The following is a 19,275-nucleotide window of genomic DNA, read 5'->3' as shown; positions in this document are numbered from 1 at the left end:
AGGGGAAGCGCCCCAATGCGTTTTCGAAATGCGTATGGTGAAGAAAGTCCACAACGATCCAACGTCGCAACATTGCCCTGTCGACGTCTTGCAGGAAATCTGCACAACAGCCCGACAAACCCCGGAACAGTTCGTCCGGCTCAATCAATTTATCGCCTTGATGGGCTGGTCGCGGTCTACTTATTACAACCGCGTCTCGGCCGGAATCGTTCCGGCGGCGCGCGCTAACGGCCCAAGAACGCGTGGCTACTTCGCGAGCGAGGTGGTAGCGATGCAGCAAGCGCTGATGATCGACCCATCGCGTGCCCAAGGCCACACGAAGCCGACCTAGGCAGCGGCATCCCTACCAAGCAGCCCGACAACCATCCAGTGACGGCCTGCTTGCCGCCTCAAGCGACCTTGGCAACATGCGGCATTGAGATCGCCGTCGCCCTCACCTTTATCGGTCCTTAGTTTGATCATGCCTGGGCTTTAGCCGGTGGCAAGCATCGAGCTGACTTCGTTTTGACCTTGCTTCCAAAGCCCGCACAGGTGGCCTAGGGGCAAGGCATCTTCAACCCATTCATACGGCATTACACATGTCCTCCCCTCCCTCTGGCAAGCTCCCCGTGAACGTGCCCGCCTCTCCGTCGCCAAAGTTCGCGCCTACCGCAGCAGTACCAGATGCCACAGCGTCGCTTTCTGCGGAAAACGGCGTGCTGATGTTCGCGTACACCCCCGCGCTGCCCCTCGGCTACCTCAACGCGTACTCGATCCAGCAGGTACGCACCGGGCAACCGATCGCCGGCGTGCAGATGCAGCGCAACGCGGTCGAAACGTTGCTCACAGCCCCCAGCCGCGTGCTTCACCAACTGCAAGCGCAGTCAACGCTGTTTCCTGCCCCTGCAGATGCGGCCGACCATACCTTCCGTCATGTCAGTGAGCGCGCATTCGACTGGGCGAGCAACGAAGGGCTGCTGTACTGCAAGACGATCGGCATCATGTCGCACAAAGCACTGGCGATCATGCAGCGCATTCCCCACCCGATCCCTTTGCACATGTTCGAGGGCATCAGCCAACTGAACATGGAGGCCAAGCGCCAGGGCTACTACGTGCTCATGTTCGCGCACTTCGACGACGAGGACGATGCCGTTCGCTTCCGGGATGTGACGAGCGAGCTTTTCGATGTTGCTGTCTGTGAGCCCGATCCTCTCTCTCACGCGGCCTTCTCGATTCGCAGTTCGACTGCGGAGTCGGGTCTTCTCGTTGGCCCCCAGGACATCATGGTTCAAGTGGGCGTCGAAGACGGTCGCCACAATTTCTTGACCGAAGCATTCATTGCAGCGCAAATTTCTGATCGCGTAATGCTGAAGATGCGCCGCGACGGTGACTCGCTTGCCCAAATCGGCGTCGTCATGGAGTTGAACAAGTCGAGCGTCAAACGCCGTCTCGACAAGATGCACCCACTTCCCCCCGCCAAAGGCGATGACGGCTGGCGTAAGACCTACGCCAGCCTGCTCGACCTTCCACCCCGACGTAACAGGCTCTTCGACATTCCGGGTTAGCCCTGGGCCAAGTGCCCGATCGGCGGGTCAGATCCACCCTACTGGCCTCGATTGGCGGCGCCGCGTTTGCGGCAACGCCATCTCTCCTGCCTCGGCAACTCTCGCGCCGTACCAGCGTTGCGGCATTTCTCGCGCTACCGCGCAACTCGCGCAACGCCGCCGGCCAGTCAACCCAACCTTCACGCCAAGAATACCAATCACCATCATGCGCAAACCCACCCGGGTCGATGCATTCGACCACGTCAAGATTCGCCTCAGCGGGCCGCTCTCCAGAGCGCAATGCACCGAGTTGGAACAGCACTGCCATAAGCTCGGGTACCATGGCGTCAGCGTCCCTTTCATGCCGAACTGGCCATATGTCCTCGAGGTGAGCCAGCCTGCTGCCAGCTTCTTTCTTACTCTGATGTCGACGCTCGGGACGACCATCGCGTCCGAGCCGGCAGGCGCGGAGGTGGCCAGGGACTACACGACGCGCTTTCGCATCGAGGCGCTCCGAATGCTGCGCTATTTCCTCCAAACGGTCACCTTGCGCCACAGCCCGAAGAAGATCAAGAAGTTCAAGGAGACCGTCTACTTCGGTGGTCGCGAACAGATGCGCCGTTTGGCCCTCTACGCTGATCAGCCAACGAAACTGTCCACCCCTTCCAAGGGGCAGCATGGCTTGCACACAGAAGTGCGGCTGCAAGGGAGCGCTGCACTTCGCGCAGCGCAACTCGGTACGGTCGCCGAATTTCACAACTACGATTTTGATGGCTTCTGGAACCGGAACGTGCGGTTCTGGGAGTTTGGTACTCGCCGCGCGCTCGGCAAGAACTTGAAAGGAAAGTCGACCAGCGCCCAGGCCGCTCATGCGCGCGCGCGTAGGATGTTCAGTTCCAAGCGCTATCTCGTCGGCACGATGTTTGTGCTGCAAAAGGCGAAGACAGCGAATCCGTCGATGATTCGCGCGCTCAACCGGATCAGTGCGAAAACCTGGGAGAAAAACGCACGAAGCGCAGCACTGAGCGGGGTTTTCCCGGACAAGCGCTAAGTCTCTACTTCCCCTATTGGTATAGGTACAGGCTTTTTTCTTTTGCTCGTTGTGGTGAGCATCGAAAACATGACTTTCTCTTATCGTTTTCGATGCTTCTCAGCAGTTTTGGCTCATCAGCGCAGCTGCCAAAACATTACAAATCCGGCATTGCGCTGCTGAGCCCTACAGAGCCGAAAAATCTCTCTTTTCAGAATTCCGTTTCTTCGCGTCTCACCGAAAACGGATGACCGATACCTACGCGCACCGTCCCCCATCACACATCCGACGCGGAGTCATTCAACACGAGTCTGCGTTCTCTGCCTGTCGTTAACATGAAGAGAAACAAGCTTTCCGAAGAGATTCGGCGCATTGCCGAAGGCACCAGCCGATACGTTGAGGTACAGGCGTGTCCCGGCAGCGGGAAGACCACGGCGGCCATTGCGCGTGTCGCCCATCTCCTGCAGGCGGAGCGCGGAACCAAGATCCTGGTGCTCTCGCATTCCAACGCCACGGTCGACAACTTCAAGGCTCGGCTGCATGCGGTGGGCCTGGGCAATCACGCTGGTGTCACCGTCTTGACCTGCCATGCCTGTGCTCTTCGGGCCGCTGGAGGTGGTATCTCGGTCCCCACGGGCCTTGAGCGCGAAGCCTACGACAAGATGCTGCGCCGAGGCATGCAGGCCGTGAAGAAGCGAGGGCAGCAGGCCGTAGATGCCGATCACCTGATCATTGACGAGTACCAGGACTGCAGCGCGCTCCAACTCAAATTCATCGTGCAGCTCGCTCGCCAGGTGCAGTCGATGGTCGCGCTGGGCGACAGGATGCAGGTCCTATACGGGTTCGCCGGCGTTACCTACACACCGTTGGAATCGATGATCGAGGGTGTGAAAACTCTGCCGCTGTCTACCTCTTTCCGGCTAACCCGAGAGACCGCCGATCTGGCCGAGGCCCTTTCCAAGCCGATGGGTGGTCCTGCCATCAAGACCAAGAAAACGGGCAAGCAACCGAAATACACCAAATCGGCAGACTCGACCACGATGGCCAAGCGCGTTGCTACCCGCATCCGCAAGCTGGTCGCCAGTGGGGTGTCCCCCTCCCACATCGCCGTGCTGGGCCCCTACCGCTCGACCGTCAGGCCCGTGGCGCAGGCGCTGCGCTCGGTGGCCGTGCCGTCCACGCTCCTCGGAGCCGGCGCACTGCTCGACGAACGGTTGCTCGAACTGATTCGGGTGGTCGGAGCTGTTGAGCAGCATCTACCTGACCCGTCGCTTGCCGCTGGCAGCGGTGCCGGTGTGCGCGAACGACGGGGCCGGTATCGCGATGAACTTGGTGTTGTGCTGGAGGACGTGATCGCCGAGGACGACCTGACTGACACGCTGCGATCCAAACGATGGAACACCTTTGTGTCCGAGACCGCCAAGGTAGCTTCGGCCCAGTCCCCTTATCTGGAAACGCGCTACATGGGCTGTGCTCAGGCCTACCTGCGACTGCGCGGCGGCATACGGGCCGACAAGGATCTGCGCAACTACCTGAACGCCTGGCAGCCCATGTGCCGAGCCTTTGGGACGGCTGCCGAGCTACAAGCGCGCGCTCTTCAGGATGTAGCGAGCGACGCAGTCACCGTTACCACCATCCACCAGGCGAAGGGCATGGAATGGGACCATGTGTTCGTGGTTGGAGTTACGGATGGCGTATTGCCCGACAGCCGAAGCAAGTTGAAGGGGCAGTTGAACGAGGAACGGAGGATTCTGTATGTAGCGGTGACACGCGCGCGCCGCCGCCTTTGGCTACACCATGCCCCAATGTGGAGCCGACACGCGCGCCAGTCGTTCACCGAGGAATCGCGCTTCATGACCAGCAAGGCCGTGAAAGCCGCACTGCGGAAGTGAAGTTGGCGTAATCGGGCGTTGGCGACGCATCGTCGGCCCAATGAATCTATGACGAGCAGGGCACAAAGGGGCTATCAAGGTGCGGCTTTGAATGAAGGAATTGCACCGGTCAACGATCGAAGCACTGACTCCGCCAGTGGGCGGCGGAAAACCAAACAAGCTGATGCATACTTTGGTGGTCGAAAAATCGCACGCAAAAATGGCCTGGAGGGGCAATACGTATGACTGAATATCAGGGAATGCGTTGGTTCAAATGCGACTTTCAAGTCCAAACCCCCGACGACAACGGCAACTGGGCTGATCCTGAAACCAGGCTAGGTGATCCCCGACGACCGCTGAATCCACCGCCCCCTGACGTTCATGGCAACGTTGGACCAAACGTGCCGGATGAAAGCAAGATTCAAGAGGCGGCTCGCACATATCTGCGCCGATGCCACGCGCTGGACTTAGAGGTGATTGGCGTTACCGACCACAATTTTTCACAGAAGGCCGAGCCGCGAGACTGGTTTCTCTGCCATCTCGTCGAACAGAACAAGTCTGTGGCCCGGGAGCTGAATCGACCTCCGCTTTACATCCTGCCAGGCTTTGAAGTGGACGTTGGATACCATGTGCTTTGCCTTTTTGATCCGGCCCGGAAGCTTTCTCATGTACGCCGGGTAAACATGCTTCTAACGAAGCTCGGCCTCGGTGAAGGCCATCGCTTTAAGAATGGACGGCCGGAACCCCTGCGCATGGCAGGGGAGAACGTCAGCCTCAAGAAGCTACTGGAGGTCGTTCAGAATGAACACCGAGGCATCAGCATTGCCGCTCACGCAGACCAGAACGATGGCATCCTGTCGCAACCGCGGAACATTGCTGACTACCAAAATCTGAACCTCTTCGCGGTGGAGGTGACGGCTAATCCGCCGGCTCAACCTTATCTTGACATTCTCGATGGCCGCAACGCGCAATGGTCGCGTCAAGAGCGCCAGCCGGCCTACGTTATGTCTTCGGATGCGAAATCCCTGCAGACTGATCCTAAAACAGGTCTGCCACTAGCGAACTCCCTCGGATACCGCCATACCTGGGTCAGGATGTCCAAGCCTTCAACGGAGGCGCTGCGGCAAGCCTTTCTTGACCCTCGCTCTCGGGTTCGGGTGCTGGGGCCGCGACCGAGCGAGGCGCAAAAGCACCCGCGGATCAACAGTATTGCTGTCAAGGGCGCCAAGTTCTTAGCCGATCAAAAAGTGCACTTCTCGGAAAACCTGAACTGCATCATTGGTGGCCGAGGAAGTGGAAAATCTTCGTTGCTCGAATACCTGCGATTCGCACTTGAAACAGACCCTAGCCCTAAAAACGGGCGAGATACTTCGCTTGGAAGAAAGCGGGAGCAGTTATTGGCGACGCTCATCGATGCCGCAGCCGAGGTCCGTATTGAGTTCCAAGCCGAAGGCGGTGTTCCCGACACGCTCATCTACATGCCATCGAAACCCAGCGACCAACGACGACGAATCGAAGGCCGCGATGTACATGACCTTGCGACCGTGCTCAGACAGTTGCAGGCTCAGTTCTTCGGTCAAGGAGAGCTGAGTAGAATGACCGGGGACGGTGCCGGGCAAAGCCAAGTTTTGGCACTCATCGATTCATCATGTGGTCCCGCGCTTATTGAACTGCAGCTAAAACAGCGGGATATTCAAGCGCGTTTGACATCGCTATTCCAGACACAACGCGACGAGTCACGCCTCCTTGATGAAATCAAAGTCGCAACCCAAGAGGCGACAGAGTTGCAGCGACAGCTCAAGGCGCGCGAATCTGTGCAGGAGGATTCGGTCAAGAACCAGGCTGCACTTAGTGCGAAACGCTTTCTTGATGAATTCGTCAAAGTGGGCGAGCGAGATGTGCAGCAAGTTGTGGACTTGATTACGTTCTTCGACCGGGAAGAGGTCTTGCCGCCTGATGCGGGAAAAGATTGGCCCCAAGCAGTCTGGTTCCAGACCGCCGTCGCCCAGGCAAACGCCGCTCGGCAAGCTTTCATGAAAGAACTCGCAGATTCGGCGCAGCGTTTTGAACTTGCACTTTCGAAGGCAACTGGCACTGATGCAGCCCAGGCCACCCGGAACGCAATCCAAGCTGCACAGGATCGTTTCAAGGCCGCGTGTGCGGAGAAAGGCATCCAGCCAGACGACATCGCGCGCCTGCAAGAACTGGAGGAAGCAAGGCAGAGCAAGCTTGAGCTGGTCGATACGCGACAACGGGAGCTGATCGAGGTCAAGCGTCGCGCTGACGAATTCCCCGTGGTTCTGAAAGAGCTACATGACGTCTGGCGTGAGCAATTCGAACTTCGACGTGACACCGCCCGAGCCATGGAGGCGTCAGTCGTCTCACAGACCGTGCGCATTTCGACCGAGTTCATGGCGGACAAGCCCTCATTCGCAGCCGCATGGCAACGACTCGCGCCAAGGGACGGGCGCGGGAAGCTCGCGCGTCGCTGGGAGGAACTAGGCGATGATCTCTTTGCCTCCTGGAAGCGTCGTCAAACGGAGGCATCCCCTTGGGAGACTGTCGAGGCGGCTCGGACCGATCAGCAGGCGATTCCCTATTTGTATGGCGACATTGCGGAAGACCTACAGCCTGCATTGATGAAGCACCTGGACAGCACAGACGTTCGGCCGATCTGGGAATCCGTTCGCCTGAACAGAATCGATGATGGCGTAGACGTGGAACTGCGCCGAGACGACGGCACCGCAGCAGGCTCCATGAGCGGTGCTCTTTCAGAGGGGCAACGAAATACCGTGCTGCTGAATCTCATGCTTGCGCGAGGCATCGGTCCGATCGTGATTGACCAGCCCGAGGATGAGTTGGATTCGAGCTTCATCTACAAGACCTTGGTCAAAGATTTGCGCGCAACCAAGGAGAAGCGGCAACTCATCGTGGCAACGCACAACGCGAATCTACCTGTGAACGGAGATGCAGAGTTCATCTATGCGTTGGAAGCTCGGAGCGGGCGTGGCCAGCCTCTGGCCCAAGGTGGGCTCGATCGGTTGGAAGTGGCGGGTGCCGTGCTGGAAATCATGGAAGGCTCCGAGGAGGCATTCAAACGCCGCAGCGACAAATATCACTTTTGAGTTGAAGGCACTTACGACGGTGTCCACCGGGTGTCCGCGAACAGCCATGCGCGGCGTCCCATTGCCCATGGCCGGACGAGATTCTCGATGCTGCCGTCCACGCTCACTCGCCATCGAGCAGGTTGTGCGTGAGCGCGGCCAGTGGTTGAGGCTGTAGTCGAGTGCCTTGGCCGTGGCGCTGCTGTCGAGCACGCGACCTCGCTCCACTTCAAGCCATACATGCAGTTGCCCCCACAGCGCCCGCGTGCTGGTGAGCCTTCCAGCCAACCGAGCGTCGGCGGTCATCAAGGCCAACTCGCACTCGACGCCGTAAGTCTAGCGATGTGCTGCAAGGCCCCGGTCTGTTGATTTGGGGGTGCGGATAAAAACTTGGACTGGTTTATGCCGCAAGTCCAAGGCTCACCCGGTATTCGATAGGGCTGAGGGAGCCAAGGGAGATCTTGATCCGCTTCTCGTTGTACCAGCGGATGTACGAGTCGAGCGCCTCGATGAATTGCTCAATGCTGGCGTTCTTCCAGTCCCGAGGATAGAACAGCTCGTTCTTCAGCCGCCCGAAGAAGCCTTCACAAGCTGCGTTATCAGGTGAGCATGCCTTGCGAGACATCGAGCGGGTGAACTTCGCGTCGCTCATTCTTGATAGCCAGCCCGGCGAGCGGTAGTGGCCCCCTCGGTCGGAGTGGACCACGGGCCGATCAGCTGTGTTCGCCACCGTCTCGATGGCTGCATCCAGCATCGTGTTGACCAACTCAGCGTCCGGGCTGGTCCCGATGGTCCAGCTGACCACCATCCCATCGAAGCAATCGACCATGGGCGAGAGGTACACCTTGCCAGCCGGGATCTGGAACTCCGTGATGTCCGTGAGCCACTTCTTGTTGGGGACCGCGGCCTGGAAGTCGCGGTTGATGAGGTTCTCAGGCGCTGGACTGATCTCGCCCAGGTATGACGCATACCTGCGCTTCCTGGGCTTCCTGGGCTTCGGAACAACCAGGCTCTCTTGCTTCATCAGCCGCTGCACCACCTTCTCGGAGATCGCCACGTCCTGTCTGCTCAGGGATGCCTGCACCCTGCGGTAGCCATAGCAGCGATGGTTTGATTCGAAGATCTCGGTGATCGATTGACGTACCTCCAGGTACTTATCGCCCACCGCTGAACGAGCCCGATGATAGAAGTACGAACTACGCGCCAGATCCAACTGTGCAAGGAGCTCCGGTAGGCCGTAGTGCTCCCTGAGGGCGTCAATCAGCAGTGTCTTCTCCCGGTTGGACAGGAGCTGCAGGTCGACGCCCAGGCCCTTTTTTAACAGTTCATTGGCCTTGTTCAAGAGATCCTGTTAAAGGCGAAGTTGCCTGACTTCGCGGCGCAGCGACTCGACCTGGCGCTCCAGCTCGTCGCGCTCCTGCGAAGGCGAGGATGGATGGGTGCGTTTCATGGATGCGGGTGTCTCACGTCCCAGAAGTTGGTTCTTCCAGTTGTACAGCGTTGGCCGACACTCGCCGAACTTGTTGGCTACTGCCTGCGCACTTTCCTCGCGCGTGCAAAGCTCCATGACTCCCGCTTGCATCAGCTTCCCGGAGTGCCTTCTTCGGCCCACACTGCCAACGGCGGCCCTTCTGGCCTCAGGAGCGGCCTCGCGCACCCAAGCGGTCAGTGTCCCTCTTCCGGGGTAGCCCAATGCCCTCATGGTGGCAGCAATGCAGCGGTCGTGGGCGAGGTAGTGATCGATCGCTGCGTCTTTCTGTTCCTGCGAGAACTTGGGTTGTCGGCCCGCATAGCCCGCTGGCAGGTCGAGCTTCTGCTCGTATTCGTTGTACCAGCCCTTCAGAGAATTCTTTGTTGGATAACCTAGCTGACGGATCGTGGGCCTGACGCGCCTGCCCAGCTTGATATAGAGCTCACCCGCTCGAATTCGATCTTCGTAGGAATACATGAACTACCTCCTGGTAGTCCAAGTTTTCGTCCGCAACCCCGCTCCGTCTTCAGCGACGTCGATGAGTAGAGACACTCGACGCCGTCGCGCGCAACAAACGTCATGCGCAGAGGCTGACGCAGGCCAAGCCTCGCGGCTCTGTGCTTGAGCGTGCCAGCGAGAGTCGGTCTGGGCACCGACAACCTCCACGCCATCAGTTTCTTCGGTAGAACGTTTCGCTGATCTCTTCCAAGGAGATCAACCAAGGGCGGCCGGCCAGAAATCCGGAAGCAAGCTTCTTAAACAGCGAAATCTGGTTGTCCGGCGCCGTGACGGTCTTCGCAGCTTTTCGAACTTCAGAAAGCTTGCTCCCTGCAAATTCACCAAAATCCCCGCGGTACCGGGTGATCATGTCGTTCACCCGGCCATTCCTATCCTTTGCGGAGCAATTCTCCCTCAAGTATTCCAGAAATTTTTCTGCCACCAAGTTCTCGACCGTAAACAACAAAAACAAAGGCAACATTGAATTGCTTTCCTTGCCTTTTGCAAAATGAACACACGCTGCGTCGAGGTTGCGTGTTTCAAAAAGTGTTTTATAAAACCCTGGGAAATTCTCCTGCAAATAGCCAATAGTCGGTGTTTCTGGGCTTGCGAGCAGAAAGGAAAACGGCGAAGGCTTCTTGATATCAACATCTTGAGCAAGGCGAAATCCGTAGCATGAAGCGGCCACTACGCCAAGGAAGCCGCGGCAGGCAAGATTGATTTTCCTCAGCTGATCTGAAAGTGTTTTCCAGTCGACAAACTCGCTCGAGGTGCTCACTTCCAGGCCTTTGACCGGATCACCATGCGCCTCGAAGTGAATTAACGGGATACGTTCAGTGGCTTGCTCACAAACAAGTGACAGTGCTTTCAGTAGGCCAGCCGCATCTGATACACGTATATAGCACATCCCCCATTGCATGTATTTTTTTGCATTGTGAATGTCTATGACCTGCTGTCTGATGTTTGTGTCGAATGAGCGCTCACTGTCTGGCAGACAATCGATGATATACATTCGTTGGCAAAACACCGCAACGCACGCCTTGTTTCCCGCAATGGCTGACTCTTGAATCGGCGTACGCTTTAGTCGTTGCCCCTTATATTTCTCTTCCTCAGACATGGTTGTTTAATTTTTGGACCATGAGCAGTTGGACCTCTGGGTATTGAGCCGCACCAATGTTTTGACTGAACTGTCACCAAGACGGGGACAAGGGTTATTTAAGAGCCGCCTTGGCGGGAGCTTTCTTGGCTGCAGCCTTTTTTGCCGGTGCCGCTTTCTTGGCTGCAGCCTTTGCTTCAGTCTTGGTCGGAAGCGCCTTCTGCGCAAGACGCAGCAACGGGGTTTGCGTCGATGGCTCGGCGGTCGGGCAAGGGTCTGTCAATGCCAAGGCCTTCGCACCCTGCGCATCCTCAACGTCAGGCGTATAGGGACCCAGCGCAACAGACGGGAACTCATCAGGTTCGTAAAATTCGATTCTGAACAACGGTTGTTTGACAAGTATTTGTTCCGCCTGAATTGTTTCTCTAACCTGCCGCCAGTACCAGTTTTTTTGAATTCAAATTGAAGACGATCAGTGCGGTAAACATAGACGTCTCAAATAACCTTTCGCAGCTTGAAGTACAGCGTTACTCGGTTTATTGCCACGTTCTTTTTTGGCGACGGCACCATCATTTTGATTTGCTGCATATCTTCGTCGGCGGCCTCCAGCGTAAAAGTGCTAGTTAATGCCAGGTGCTCCTGCAGCGTCTGCGTCAGCTCCGACCCTAGCTTTTCCTGAAAGTTTGCCGCAAAGCTGCCTTTGGGGACCGCTCCCATATCCAAACTCGAATTTAGCCTCGATATGGATTCACGAGAAATCTTCGCAGCAACGGTCGAGGTGATGGACTCCTGCAGTCCGATCGACGATTTTGTAACCCAAGACTTTTCTTCGAAAGCGTGAACTCAACATTGGCCGGCCATTCCCTGGAGGAAACCACCGGTCCGTTCACGGTTTGCTTGTCTTTCGACTCAACGACCAGCAACAGGTTGCGCACACCCGTGTAGCTATGCTTTCCAGTTCGCTCCCATCCAAACGCGGCTGAAAGCGTTTGATCCGATGGCGTGACTATCCAATGGCTTGACATGCGACCCCTTTGTGTCTCGATGGATCCACAAGTTTTAACTGCTTGCACTACCGCCAAAAAATGCGCGCAGACTCACAAGCAGACCCGCCCCTTAAAAATTCACATGCAGTGTAAGGTCTGGTCACAGAAGCGCTTCGTTGTTTGAATATCTTTCAACTCGCACCTATTCGTGGGGCAGGATGATGGTACCTACCATGACCTGATACGACGAGTCCGATATCGGCAAGCGCCCGGGTATACGTGGTCTCGCCGGTCGCCTTCGCGAGCGGTAGATCCTTCTGATTCTGACGCTCCGCATTACTGTCAAAACAGACTGACTTACTGAAAGCGCGTTTGTGATCGCGGCGTGCTGACCGCTAGGGTTAGATAGGCCGTCTGGTCTCCAGCAGCAGGACGGCTCTTCAAACGGATGATCAGGTGCAAGCCCCCCTCCCCCAGCGCCTCGCCCAAACTGCGCCCCAGGCCGCGCACCATGCGCACGGTGATCTGGTATTCCGAAGGCGCCCAAAGCACCAGCACCGCGCCCCGCGCCTGCTCCAACCAAACCCCACGGTGCCTGAACGCTTCCAGCACTTCGACCATCGCCGCATCCAGCTGCGTGGGCCCATCTAGTGGTTGCGTGAAGAGCTCCAACTGCACGTGGCCCAAGTCCAGCGCTTCGGCCACATCCGAGTGATCCCAGGCGGCCTCCAGAATGGACAGGCCCTCTAGCACCGAGCGCTGCAGCGCGACATAGAACCACTGCAAGGGTGCCAGCTCGGCGGCGTCGGTCAGGTCCGCAATGTCGATGCGCGCGTCAATCGATTCGCAGAGGATGCCGAGCATCGAATCGGGGTCCGGCGGCGGCCGGTTGTGCACGCCCAGCACGATGCCGATAACGTGACCGTGCTGGTCCCACATGCGCCAGATCAGGTGCATGGCCGCTTCAATCTCGGCGGGCGTCATATCCGAGCCGAAGGCCAGACAGAGGATGCAGGTGTCTTTGAGGTCAATTTGGTCGCCGTCAACGTGTTCGCCGGAATCGGCCATGCCGATGCCAATCTTGATACTGGTCGGTTGCTGACTCAGCAGATCGGCCAGCGGCGTGTGCGCAGGCGCATCGATGTGGGTGTGAAACTGTTGAGCGAAACGGCGACCAGAAGCGCCAATGCCGATTAGGCGGACGGCGGCGATCGGTTCGCCATCTACAGGGGTGTGCAGAACGTTCATGGAATGACCTGGGACGCCGCATGTTGGGCGGCGGCGTTGAGTGAAAAGGAAAGGGAAACGCAAAAGCGCCGCACCAGCCTCTCAGCCAGTGCGGCGCTTTGCGCGTGCGTGTGTGTGAATGCGCGGGGGAGGACTACATCAGCATTGGCTGTCCAGGCTCTCGGCCGTGAAGTTCCGGCCTTTGGTTCGGGTCAGCTCGCGCAGGCACACCTGCGTCTTGCTGCTGATGGCCCGGTCGAGCAACGCATAGTCCATGCGGCGCATCTGCGTCGCCTGCATCCACACCGTGTTGCCCTTGCCGGTGTGCAGGCACACGGCTTCTTCGCCGCAGGGCTCGTACTTGGTGATAAGCGACATGAGGTTCTCGGGACCACCACTGGCAGCGGTGGATGACGCAGGAGGAGCAGAGGCCGGGGACAGAGATGCCGAAGCATCAGAGCCTCGCTGCGGATTGCCGGCCGCGATCATGTCCGCCGCTTTCTGCAGCTTGGCTTGCTCCGCCTGCTCTGCCGCAGCGGGGGCCACAACCGGTCCAGCGGCAACAGGTTGAGTCGCCGCCGGTGCGGGAGCGGAGGTAGTGGGCTGCGCGCCAGCCGAGGGCGCTGCAAGCTGCCCGTACTGCATCGACGACGGGATGGCCTTGCCGTGGGCCCGCAGGACACTGCGCATGTGTTCGTCGAAGGCCAGAGCGTCGGATGCGACTTTCAGATACGGCGTCGTGGTCGCGGTGCTGTAGCTGACAGACGTGCTGAAGGTATTCGCCCCCTCATCCTTGACGATCTTGTACGCAACCGATAGCCGCAATGGCGCTTCACTGACCTGGTCGCCGGTCACGACCCGTATCACGGTGGCGTCTGTCTGATATTGCTGCGGTCTGTCGATGTTCCAGTAAAGCTCGGGGGGAATGCCGTACTTGAGGGCCGAGCCCAGCGGGTTGCCCATCCAGTCCATAAAGAAGTTCATTTTCTGAACCACTGCAGGCTTGAACGCGAGCGTCAGGTGCACCTCGCACGAGCGGCGCTTGATCGATTCGTCGTAGGACGTCACGGCGGGCGTCCCGGCCTCAAGAGACACGGTATCCGCTGTCTTGAACTTGTAGCTGCCAAGGTCTTCGTCGTGCCCTTTGCCGACCATTCTCAGCACGGCTTCGATGCGCTGGGGATCGTTGCACGCAGGCGCTTCGGGGCTGCAGCCGACAAGCAATGCCGTCCCGGAAAGGGCCGCTACTGCAGCAAGCATTTTTCGAAGGACTAGGGAGGGAATCTTGTAAGACATGGTTGGTTCTCCAACTTCCTCGTTGATAAAAGTGGTTTTGTTTATGTGGAGTATATGCATCGTTTTTAGATGCATTTGATCCGTGGATATGAATGCCTCAAGCATCGACGATCCAACGGATGACGACAGCTGACGGCAACAATGAGACAACGCGTCGCCCTGCCCAGTCGAGCAAGACGCCGAAGGCCGCAAGCACCCCTCGTGAGGCCAATGCGGTGTCCGTCGCGTTGGGCCAATCCCTTAAGGCTTTGCGAATAGCCCGCGATCTCTCACAGGAACAACTCGCGGGTGAGGCCGAGGTGGACCGCACACTGCTCAGCCGCATCGAACGAGGCGTTTCGAATCCTTCGCTCCTAACGCTTTCAGTCATCTGCTACTGCTTGAAGATCACCCTTTCCGAGCTGCTTGAGCCGGTCAAGAAGAACGTCAAACCAAGCTGGGTTGATCCGAAGACGCCTGTGAGGCGAAAGAACGGCGCCACCCCGCCTCGCGTCGCTAGGAAGTCGCGACTGCGCTGAATGCGTCCATTTGCGGCCGCGACGCTCAGTACTCTTCGGGCAACAGCAGCGTCGTGACACTGCGATCCGCTTCAGTGATCAACCAGATTCGGTCGTCGCCCACGTCCTGTTGAGTTGATGCCTGCTCCGCGTTCTCGCTGCCTTCCGACGCGCTTCGGAGCGGCAGTCGATAGACCGACATCACGCGCGAGCCGTGCACAAGAGCGTCCTCATTGGTCTGTGCATCCTCAGGGCAGCATTCGCCCCAGTCACCCGAGACGTGCCGCGCCAGCAGAGTCAGCGGATGGGTGTCCGTGCGTTGCATGAGTTCGAGGGCACCTGGCGTGGCAACGATACGACCGAGATCGAAACGCGGTGCACCATCGCGCCCGATGTTGCCGGAGAGAGGGTTCTTCATGGTTGATTGCTCAAAGTGAAACGCCCATGCGGCGGCGCGCCTAGATCCGGAAGGCAAGGCGCACTGACGGAGGGCGAAGGGGTTGGAGAAAGAAAAACAGCCGCAGGGGCTACCGGTTGGTCCGGCTCCTACTGCGGCTGCGACATGCAAGCGGCAGGCGCTTGCACACGGGCATGGTCTTGCCTAGCTTACGCACAGCAGGTTTCTACCCGTGGTATATTGTAGCATAAAAGCAACAAAATCAGGCGCAGCGCCGGCCTCTTTGCCGGACCGAAAAGCCCTGTTTTTGACGGCTTTTTGGCGTGCCGCGCAGGGGTGCATGGCCACGTTGTCAAAGGTAGCCCGCACGGCCGTTGGCAGGGCTCAGAAAGGCCGGTAGCAGCGCGGGACAGCCAAGCAGCTTGCCCAGCAAAGGCCACTGCCGCCCATTGCCGCCCATCGCGCCCCGGGCCAAACCAAAACATGGGCAAACCCATGGCAAGCAGCCTGCCCACCGGCACCACAAGCCCCGCGCCCAGCAAAAAGCCCCTATGGCAGGGGCTGCTACAGGGGCTTGAGTTTGGCGGAGAGTGTGAGATTCGAACTCACGGACGCTTTCACGTCGGCAGTTTTCAAGACTGCTGGTTTAAACCACTCACCCAACTCTCCGGAACCAACGATTTTATGCCGACGGCGGCGCCCTACTCCTCGTCGGGCAGGAACATCGACTGCAGGTCGCTCAGGAAGTCGAGGCCGCGTTCGGTCGGCCATACGCGGAACAGGTCGCGCTCGACAAGGCCCTTGCGCTCGGCTTCTTCGAGGCCGCGCTGGATCGACGTCATCGCAAGCCCGGTGCGTTCGCTGAACTGCGGCAGCGTGAAGCCCTGCTTCAGCCGCAATGCATTGAGCATGAATTCGAACGGCAGGTCGGCCAGGGCCACTTCGTCGCTCTGCGACACGGCCGCGCCGGCGCGTGCGTTCTCCATGTACAGGCGCGGCTCGCGAAAGCGCACCTGCCGCACGATGCGGTGGGCGAAGCTCAGCTTGCTGTGCGCGCCCGCGCCGATGCCGAGGTAGTCGCCGAACTGCCAGTAGTTGAGGTTGTGCGCGCACTGGTGCCCTTCGCGCGCATAGGCGGACACCTCGTAGCGCGACATGCCGCTGGCGCCGGTGCGCTCGGTGATGCGGTCGAGCATGGCATAGGCGATGTCGTCCTCGGGCAGCGTGGGCGGAAACTTGGCGAACCAGGTGTTGGGCTCGATGGTCAGGTGGTAAACCGAGAGGTGCGGCGGCGCGAGCGCGAGGGCCTGCGAGAGGTCGGCCTCGAGGTCTTCCAGGGTCTGGCCCGGCAGCGCGTACATCAGGTCGAGGTTGAAGGTGTCGAAGTTGCTCGCGGCTTCCTCGAGCGCGGCAATGGCCTGCGCGCGGTCGTGGACGCGGCCCAGCGCCTTGAGATGCTCGTCGTTGAAGCTCTGCACGCCCACCGACAGGCGCGTGACGCCGGCCGAGCGGTAGGCGCGGAAGCGGTTGCGCTCGAAGGTGCCGGGGTTGGCTTCGAGCGTGATCTCGCAGTCGGGCGTGAGCTTCAGGCGTGCGCGCACGTCGCTCAGCAGGCGGTCGATGGCCTGCGGTGAAAACAGGCTGGGCGTGCCGCCGCCGATGAAGATGGTGTGGACGCTGCGGCCCCAGATGAGCGGCAGCGCGGCGTCGAGGTCTGCCACCAGCGCGTCGATATAGGCCGCTTCGGGAATACCGTCGATGTCGGCCTCGCTGGCGGCGCGCCATTCATGCGAGTTGAAGTCGCAGTACGGGCACTTGCGCAGGCACCAGGGCAGGTGGATGTACAGCGACAGCGGGGGCAGCGCGCTGAGCTGCAGCGGACCGGGACGCATCCAGTGCAGCACGTCGTTGGCGTGCGGCGCGCCGGCAGCCTGCGCCGGCAGGATGGGGAAGGTCGTGGCCATCGATCGCGTACCGCTCAGAACCAGCGCTCGCGCATCAGCGCCAGCATGGCCTGCGCCGCACGGCCGCGGTGGCTGTTGGCGTTCTTCACCTCGGGCGGCAGCTGCGCGAAGGTCTTGCCGAAGGACGGCAGGTACATGACGGGGTCGAAGCCGAAGCCGCTGTCGCCGACGGGTGCAGGCGCGATCTCGCCGACCACGCGGCCCACCGCGATGAGCGGCTCGGGGTCGTCGTGGCTGCGCAGCGCGACCAGCGTGCTGACGAGCGCGGCGCGGCGGTTGACGACGCCGTCGAGCTGCTCGAGCAGGGCCTTCACGTTGTTGGCATCGCCCTTGGTGTAGCCGAACTGCGTGGCGTAGAAGGCGGTGTCCACGCCGGGCAGGCCGCCGAAGGCGTCGACGCACAGGCCGGCGTCGTCGGCGATGGCGGGCAGACCGGTGGCTGCGCTCGCGTGGCGCGCCTTGGCCAGCGCGTTCTCGACGAAGGTGCGGAAAGGCTCCTCGGCCTCGCTCACACCCAGCGCCGACTGCGGCACCAGGGTGACGGCGAGCTCGGCGAACAGCTGCTGGAGCTCGGCGAGCTTGCCTGCGTTGTTGGAAGCCAGGACCAGTTTCATGAATTCGCCAGTGGATGCGTCAGTTGGAGAGCAGCGCCTGCTTCTGCAGGTCCACGAGCTCGCCGATGCCCTTCTCGGCCAGGCCGAGCAGGATGTTCATTTCTTCCCGGGTGAAGGCCACGCCTTCGGCCGTGCCCTGCACTTCGACGAAATGGCCGGCGCCCGTCATGACGACGTTCATGTCGGTGTCGCAGGCGGAGTCTTCGGTGTATTCGAGGTCGAGCAGCGGCGTGCCGCCGACGATGCCGACCGAGATCGCCGCCACGTGGCCCTTGATGGGCGAGGCGGCGATGGCGCCGGACGCCAGCAGCTTGTTGACGGCGTCCTGCGCGGCGACGAAGGCGCCGGTGATGGCCGCGGTGCGCGTGCCGCCGTCGGCCTGCAGCACGTCGCAGTCGAGGTGGATGGTGCGTTCGCCGAGCGCGGCGAGGTCGAACACGGCGCGCATCGAGCGGCCGATGAGGCGCTGGATTTCCTGCGTGCGGCCGGTCTGCTTGCCCTTGGCGGCCTCGCGGCTGCTGCGGGTGTGGGTGGCGCGCGGCAGCATGCCGTATTCGGCGGTGACCCAGCCCTCGCCGCTGCCCTTCTTGTGCGGCGGCACTTTCTCCTCGACGGAGGCGGTGCACAGCACGCGGGTCTGGCCGAACTCGATGAGCACGGAGCCTTCGGCATGGATGGTGAAACCGCGGGTGATGCGCACCGGGCGCAGCTGGTCGGCGGCACGGCCGCCGCTTCGTGTGAAAGCAGTCATTGTTCGAGAACCGGAAAAGGAAAAAGGAAAGAAGGCTGCGCTCAGGTCTTGCGCGCCGCCGATCTGCGGATGGCCTCGTTGATCTCGGCGATGGAGCGCTCGATGGCATCTTCGTCGAGGTCGTCGATCTCGTTGTCGGAGGGCATGCCGGCCTGGATGGTGGAGGCGAAGACACCGTCCTCGATGGTCTCGGTGGAAACGCCGCTGCGGTCGTCCGCGCTGTCGGGCATTTCCCATTCGAGCGCGATGAGCGTGACGTTGTCGCTGTGGGAACCGCCCTTGCGCAGCGCCATCTCGGCGAGGTCGGGAGCGGCGTCGGACACGGGCTTGCCGGAGGACAGCGTGTGCACGATGAGTTCGTCGTCCAGCACGCCCCAGACGCCGTCGGAGCACAGCATGATGCGATCGCCGCGCTGCAGCTGCAGCGGTGCCGAGACATCGAAGAGCGGCGTCGTCGGCGAGCCCAGGCAGGTGAGCAGCAGGTTGCGGTTGACGGGCATGTCGGAGCCGTTCGGCTTCGGGCGCTCGGCATGCGAGTGGTCGCGCGTGCGCACCAGCAGGCGGCCATCGCGCACGACGTACAGGCGCGAGTCGCCGCAGTGCATCCAGGTGGCGGTGTTGTTCTGCAGCACGGCCGCGACGACGGTGGTGCGCGGCGTGTCGAGCATGGCCTTGTGGCTCGCGTAGCGCATGATCTGCTGGTGCGCGGCCATGGCCGATTCGGCGAGGAAGGACTTCACGTCCTTGACCATCGGGCGTGCCTCGCGCTGGTAGAGCGCGGCGATGGTCTGCAGTGCGAGCTGCGCCGCCACTTCGCCTTCCGGATGGCCGCCCATGCCGTCGGCGAGCACGAACAACCCCGATTCCCGCGTGTAGCAATAGCCCATGCGGTCTTCGTTCTTGAGACGCCCGCCCTTGCGGCTGACCTGGAAGACGGAGAATTTCATGAT

At 60.2% G+C, this 19,275-nt stretch carries 16 protein-coding genes, 1 tRNA gene and 2 pseudogenes; 6 read left to right on the top strand and 13 right to left on the bottom strand.

The features are described 5' to 3' along the window. The first annotated feature begins 28 nt into the window (after positions 1–28). The 5 genes from G369_RS38705 (at position 29) to G369_RS37370 (ending at position 7,549) form a co-directional block, all read left to right on the top strand. Positions 29–331 (top strand): helix-turn-helix transcriptional regulator, encoded by a 303-nt coding sequence (locus tag G369_RS38705; RefSeq protein ID WP_167333975.1) that lies wholly within the window; start codon positions 29–31, stop codon positions 329–331. Positions 332–608: 277 nt separating this feature from the next. Beyond that, positions 609–1,544 (top strand): hypothetical protein, encoded by a 936-nt coding sequence (locus G369_RS0123290; RefSeq protein ID WP_157773768.1) that lies wholly within the window; start codon positions 609–611, stop codon positions 1,542–1,544. 205 nt (positions 1,545–1,749) lie between these two features. Then, positions 1,750–2,574 (top strand): hypothetical protein, encoded by an 825-nt coding sequence (locus tag G369_RS0123285; RefSeq protein WP_019656456.1) that lies wholly within the window; start codon positions 1,750–1,752, stop codon positions 2,572–2,574. A 314-nt stretch (positions 2,575–2,888) separates the two neighbouring features. After that, on the top strand, positions 2,889–4,445 hold the full coding sequence (locus G369_RS0123280; protein ID WP_019656455.1) for a 3'-5' exonuclease: 1,557 nt from the start codon (positions 2,889–2,891) through the stop codon (positions 4,443–4,445). 221 nt (positions 4,446–4,666) lie between these two features. Further along, positions 4,667–7,549, top strand: coding sequence for a TrlF family AAA-like ATPase (locus G369_RS37370; protein ID WP_038115623.1), 2,883 nt, complete (start codon positions 4,667–4,669; stop codon positions 7,547–7,549). Positions 7,550–7,693: 144 nt separating this feature from the next. On the opposite strand, the pseudogene G369_RS39920 reads toward G369_RS37370, so the two are convergent. From G369_RS39920 to G369_RS0123250, 7 genes and pseudogenes are all read right to left on the bottom strand, one after another. Beyond that, positions 7,694–7,849: pseudogene (locus G369_RS39920) on the bottom strand (hypothetical protein); the annotation flags it as partial. A 79-nt stretch (positions 7,850–7,928) separates the two neighbouring features. Beyond that, positions 7,929–9,476, bottom strand: a pseudogene (locus G369_RS36195) (IS3 family transposase). Between the two features lie 193 nt (positions 9,477–9,669). Next, on the bottom strand, positions 9,670–10,614 hold the full coding sequence (locus G369_RS38695; protein WP_157773766.1) for a hypothetical protein: 945 nt from the start codon (positions 10,612–10,614) through the stop codon (positions 9,670–9,672). A 94-nt stretch (positions 10,615–10,708) separates the two neighbouring features. Then, positions 10,709–10,978: a hypothetical protein gene (locus G369_RS39255; RefSeq protein ID WP_099047486.1), complete on the bottom strand. Its 270-nt coding sequence runs from the start codon at positions 10,976–10,978 to the stop codon at positions 10,709–10,711. A 110-nt stretch (positions 10,979–11,088) separates the two neighbouring features. Continuing rightward, complete coding sequence (locus G369_RS0123260) at positions 11,089–11,310, bottom strand: hypothetical protein (RefSeq protein WP_019656447.1); 222 nt, start codon at positions 11,308–11,310, stop codon at positions 11,089–11,091. Between the two features lie 626 nt (positions 11,311–11,936). Next, positions 11,937–12,827, bottom strand: a complete 891-nt coding sequence (locus tag G369_RS0123255; RefSeq protein WP_019656446.1) for a hypothetical protein — start codon at positions 12,825–12,827, stop codon at positions 11,937–11,939. A gap of 138 nt (positions 12,828–12,965) precedes the next feature. Beyond that, positions 12,966–14,102 carry a hypothetical protein gene (locus tag G369_RS0123250; protein ID WP_157773765.1) on the bottom strand — a complete coding sequence of 379 codons (1,137 nt, stop codon included), beginning with the start codon at positions 14,100–14,102 and terminating at the stop codon, positions 12,966–12,968. 119 nt (positions 14,103–14,221) lie between these two features. On the opposite strand from G369_RS0123250, the gene G369_RS37745 reads away from it, so the two are divergent. After that, the gene (locus G369_RS37745; RefSeq protein ID WP_019656444.1) at positions 14,222–14,620 is read left to right on the top strand and encodes a helix-turn-helix transcriptional regulator; all 399 of its coding nucleotides are present in this window, start codon (positions 14,222–14,224) and stop codon (positions 14,618–14,620) included. 25 nt (positions 14,621–14,645) lie between these two features. Here the strand turns inward: G369_RS37745 and G369_RS0123245 are convergent, their stop codons facing one another. The 6 genes from G369_RS0123245 to G369_RS0123220 all read right to left on the bottom strand — a co-directional run bounded on the left by G369_RS0123245 (position 14,646) and on the right by G369_RS0123220 (position 19,272). Further along, on the bottom strand, positions 14,646–15,017 hold the full coding sequence (locus G369_RS0123245; protein WP_038115620.1) for a hypothetical protein: 372 nt from the start codon (positions 15,015–15,017) through the stop codon (positions 14,646–14,648). A gap of 560 nt (positions 15,018–15,577) precedes the next feature. Further along, positions 15,578–15,665 (bottom strand) — tRNA-Ser (locus G369_RS0123240). A 32-nt stretch (positions 15,666–15,697) separates the two neighbouring features. After that, positions 15,698–16,960, bottom strand: a complete 1,263-nt coding sequence (gene hemW, locus G369_RS0123235) for a radical SAM family heme chaperone HemW (protein ID WP_019656442.1) — start codon at positions 16,958–16,960, stop codon at positions 15,698–15,700. Between the two features lie 14 nt (positions 16,961–16,974). Continuing rightward, entirely contained in the window at positions 16,975–17,574 is a 600-nt protein-coding gene (locus tag G369_RS0123230; RefSeq protein ID WP_019656441.1) for a non-canonical purine NTP pyrophosphatase, read from the bottom strand. Positions 17,575–17,593: 19 nt separating this feature from the next. After that, positions 17,594–18,325 carry a ribonuclease PH gene (gene rph / locus G369_RS0123225; RefSeq protein ID WP_019656440.1) on the bottom strand — a complete coding sequence of 244 codons (732 nt, stop codon included), beginning with the start codon at positions 18,323–18,325 and terminating at the stop codon, positions 17,594–17,596. A gap of 41 nt (positions 18,326–18,366) precedes the next feature. Continuing rightward, positions 18,367–19,272 carry a PP2C family protein-serine/threonine phosphatase gene (locus tag G369_RS0123220; protein WP_019656439.1) on the bottom strand — a complete coding sequence of 302 codons (906 nt, stop codon included), beginning with the start codon at positions 19,270–19,272 and terminating at the stop codon, positions 18,367–18,369. Positions 19,273–19,275: the final 3 nt, after the last annotated feature.

Source organism: Variovorax atrisoli 110B (assembly GCF_000382045.1).
Taxonomy (GTDB): domain Bacteria; phylum Pseudomonadota; class Gammaproteobacteria; order Burkholderiales; family Burkholderiaceae_C; genus Variovorax; species Variovorax atrisoli.
The sequence above is the reverse complement of the archived record's forward strand: the minus strand, read 5'-3'. Positions and strand labels throughout refer to the sequence as shown.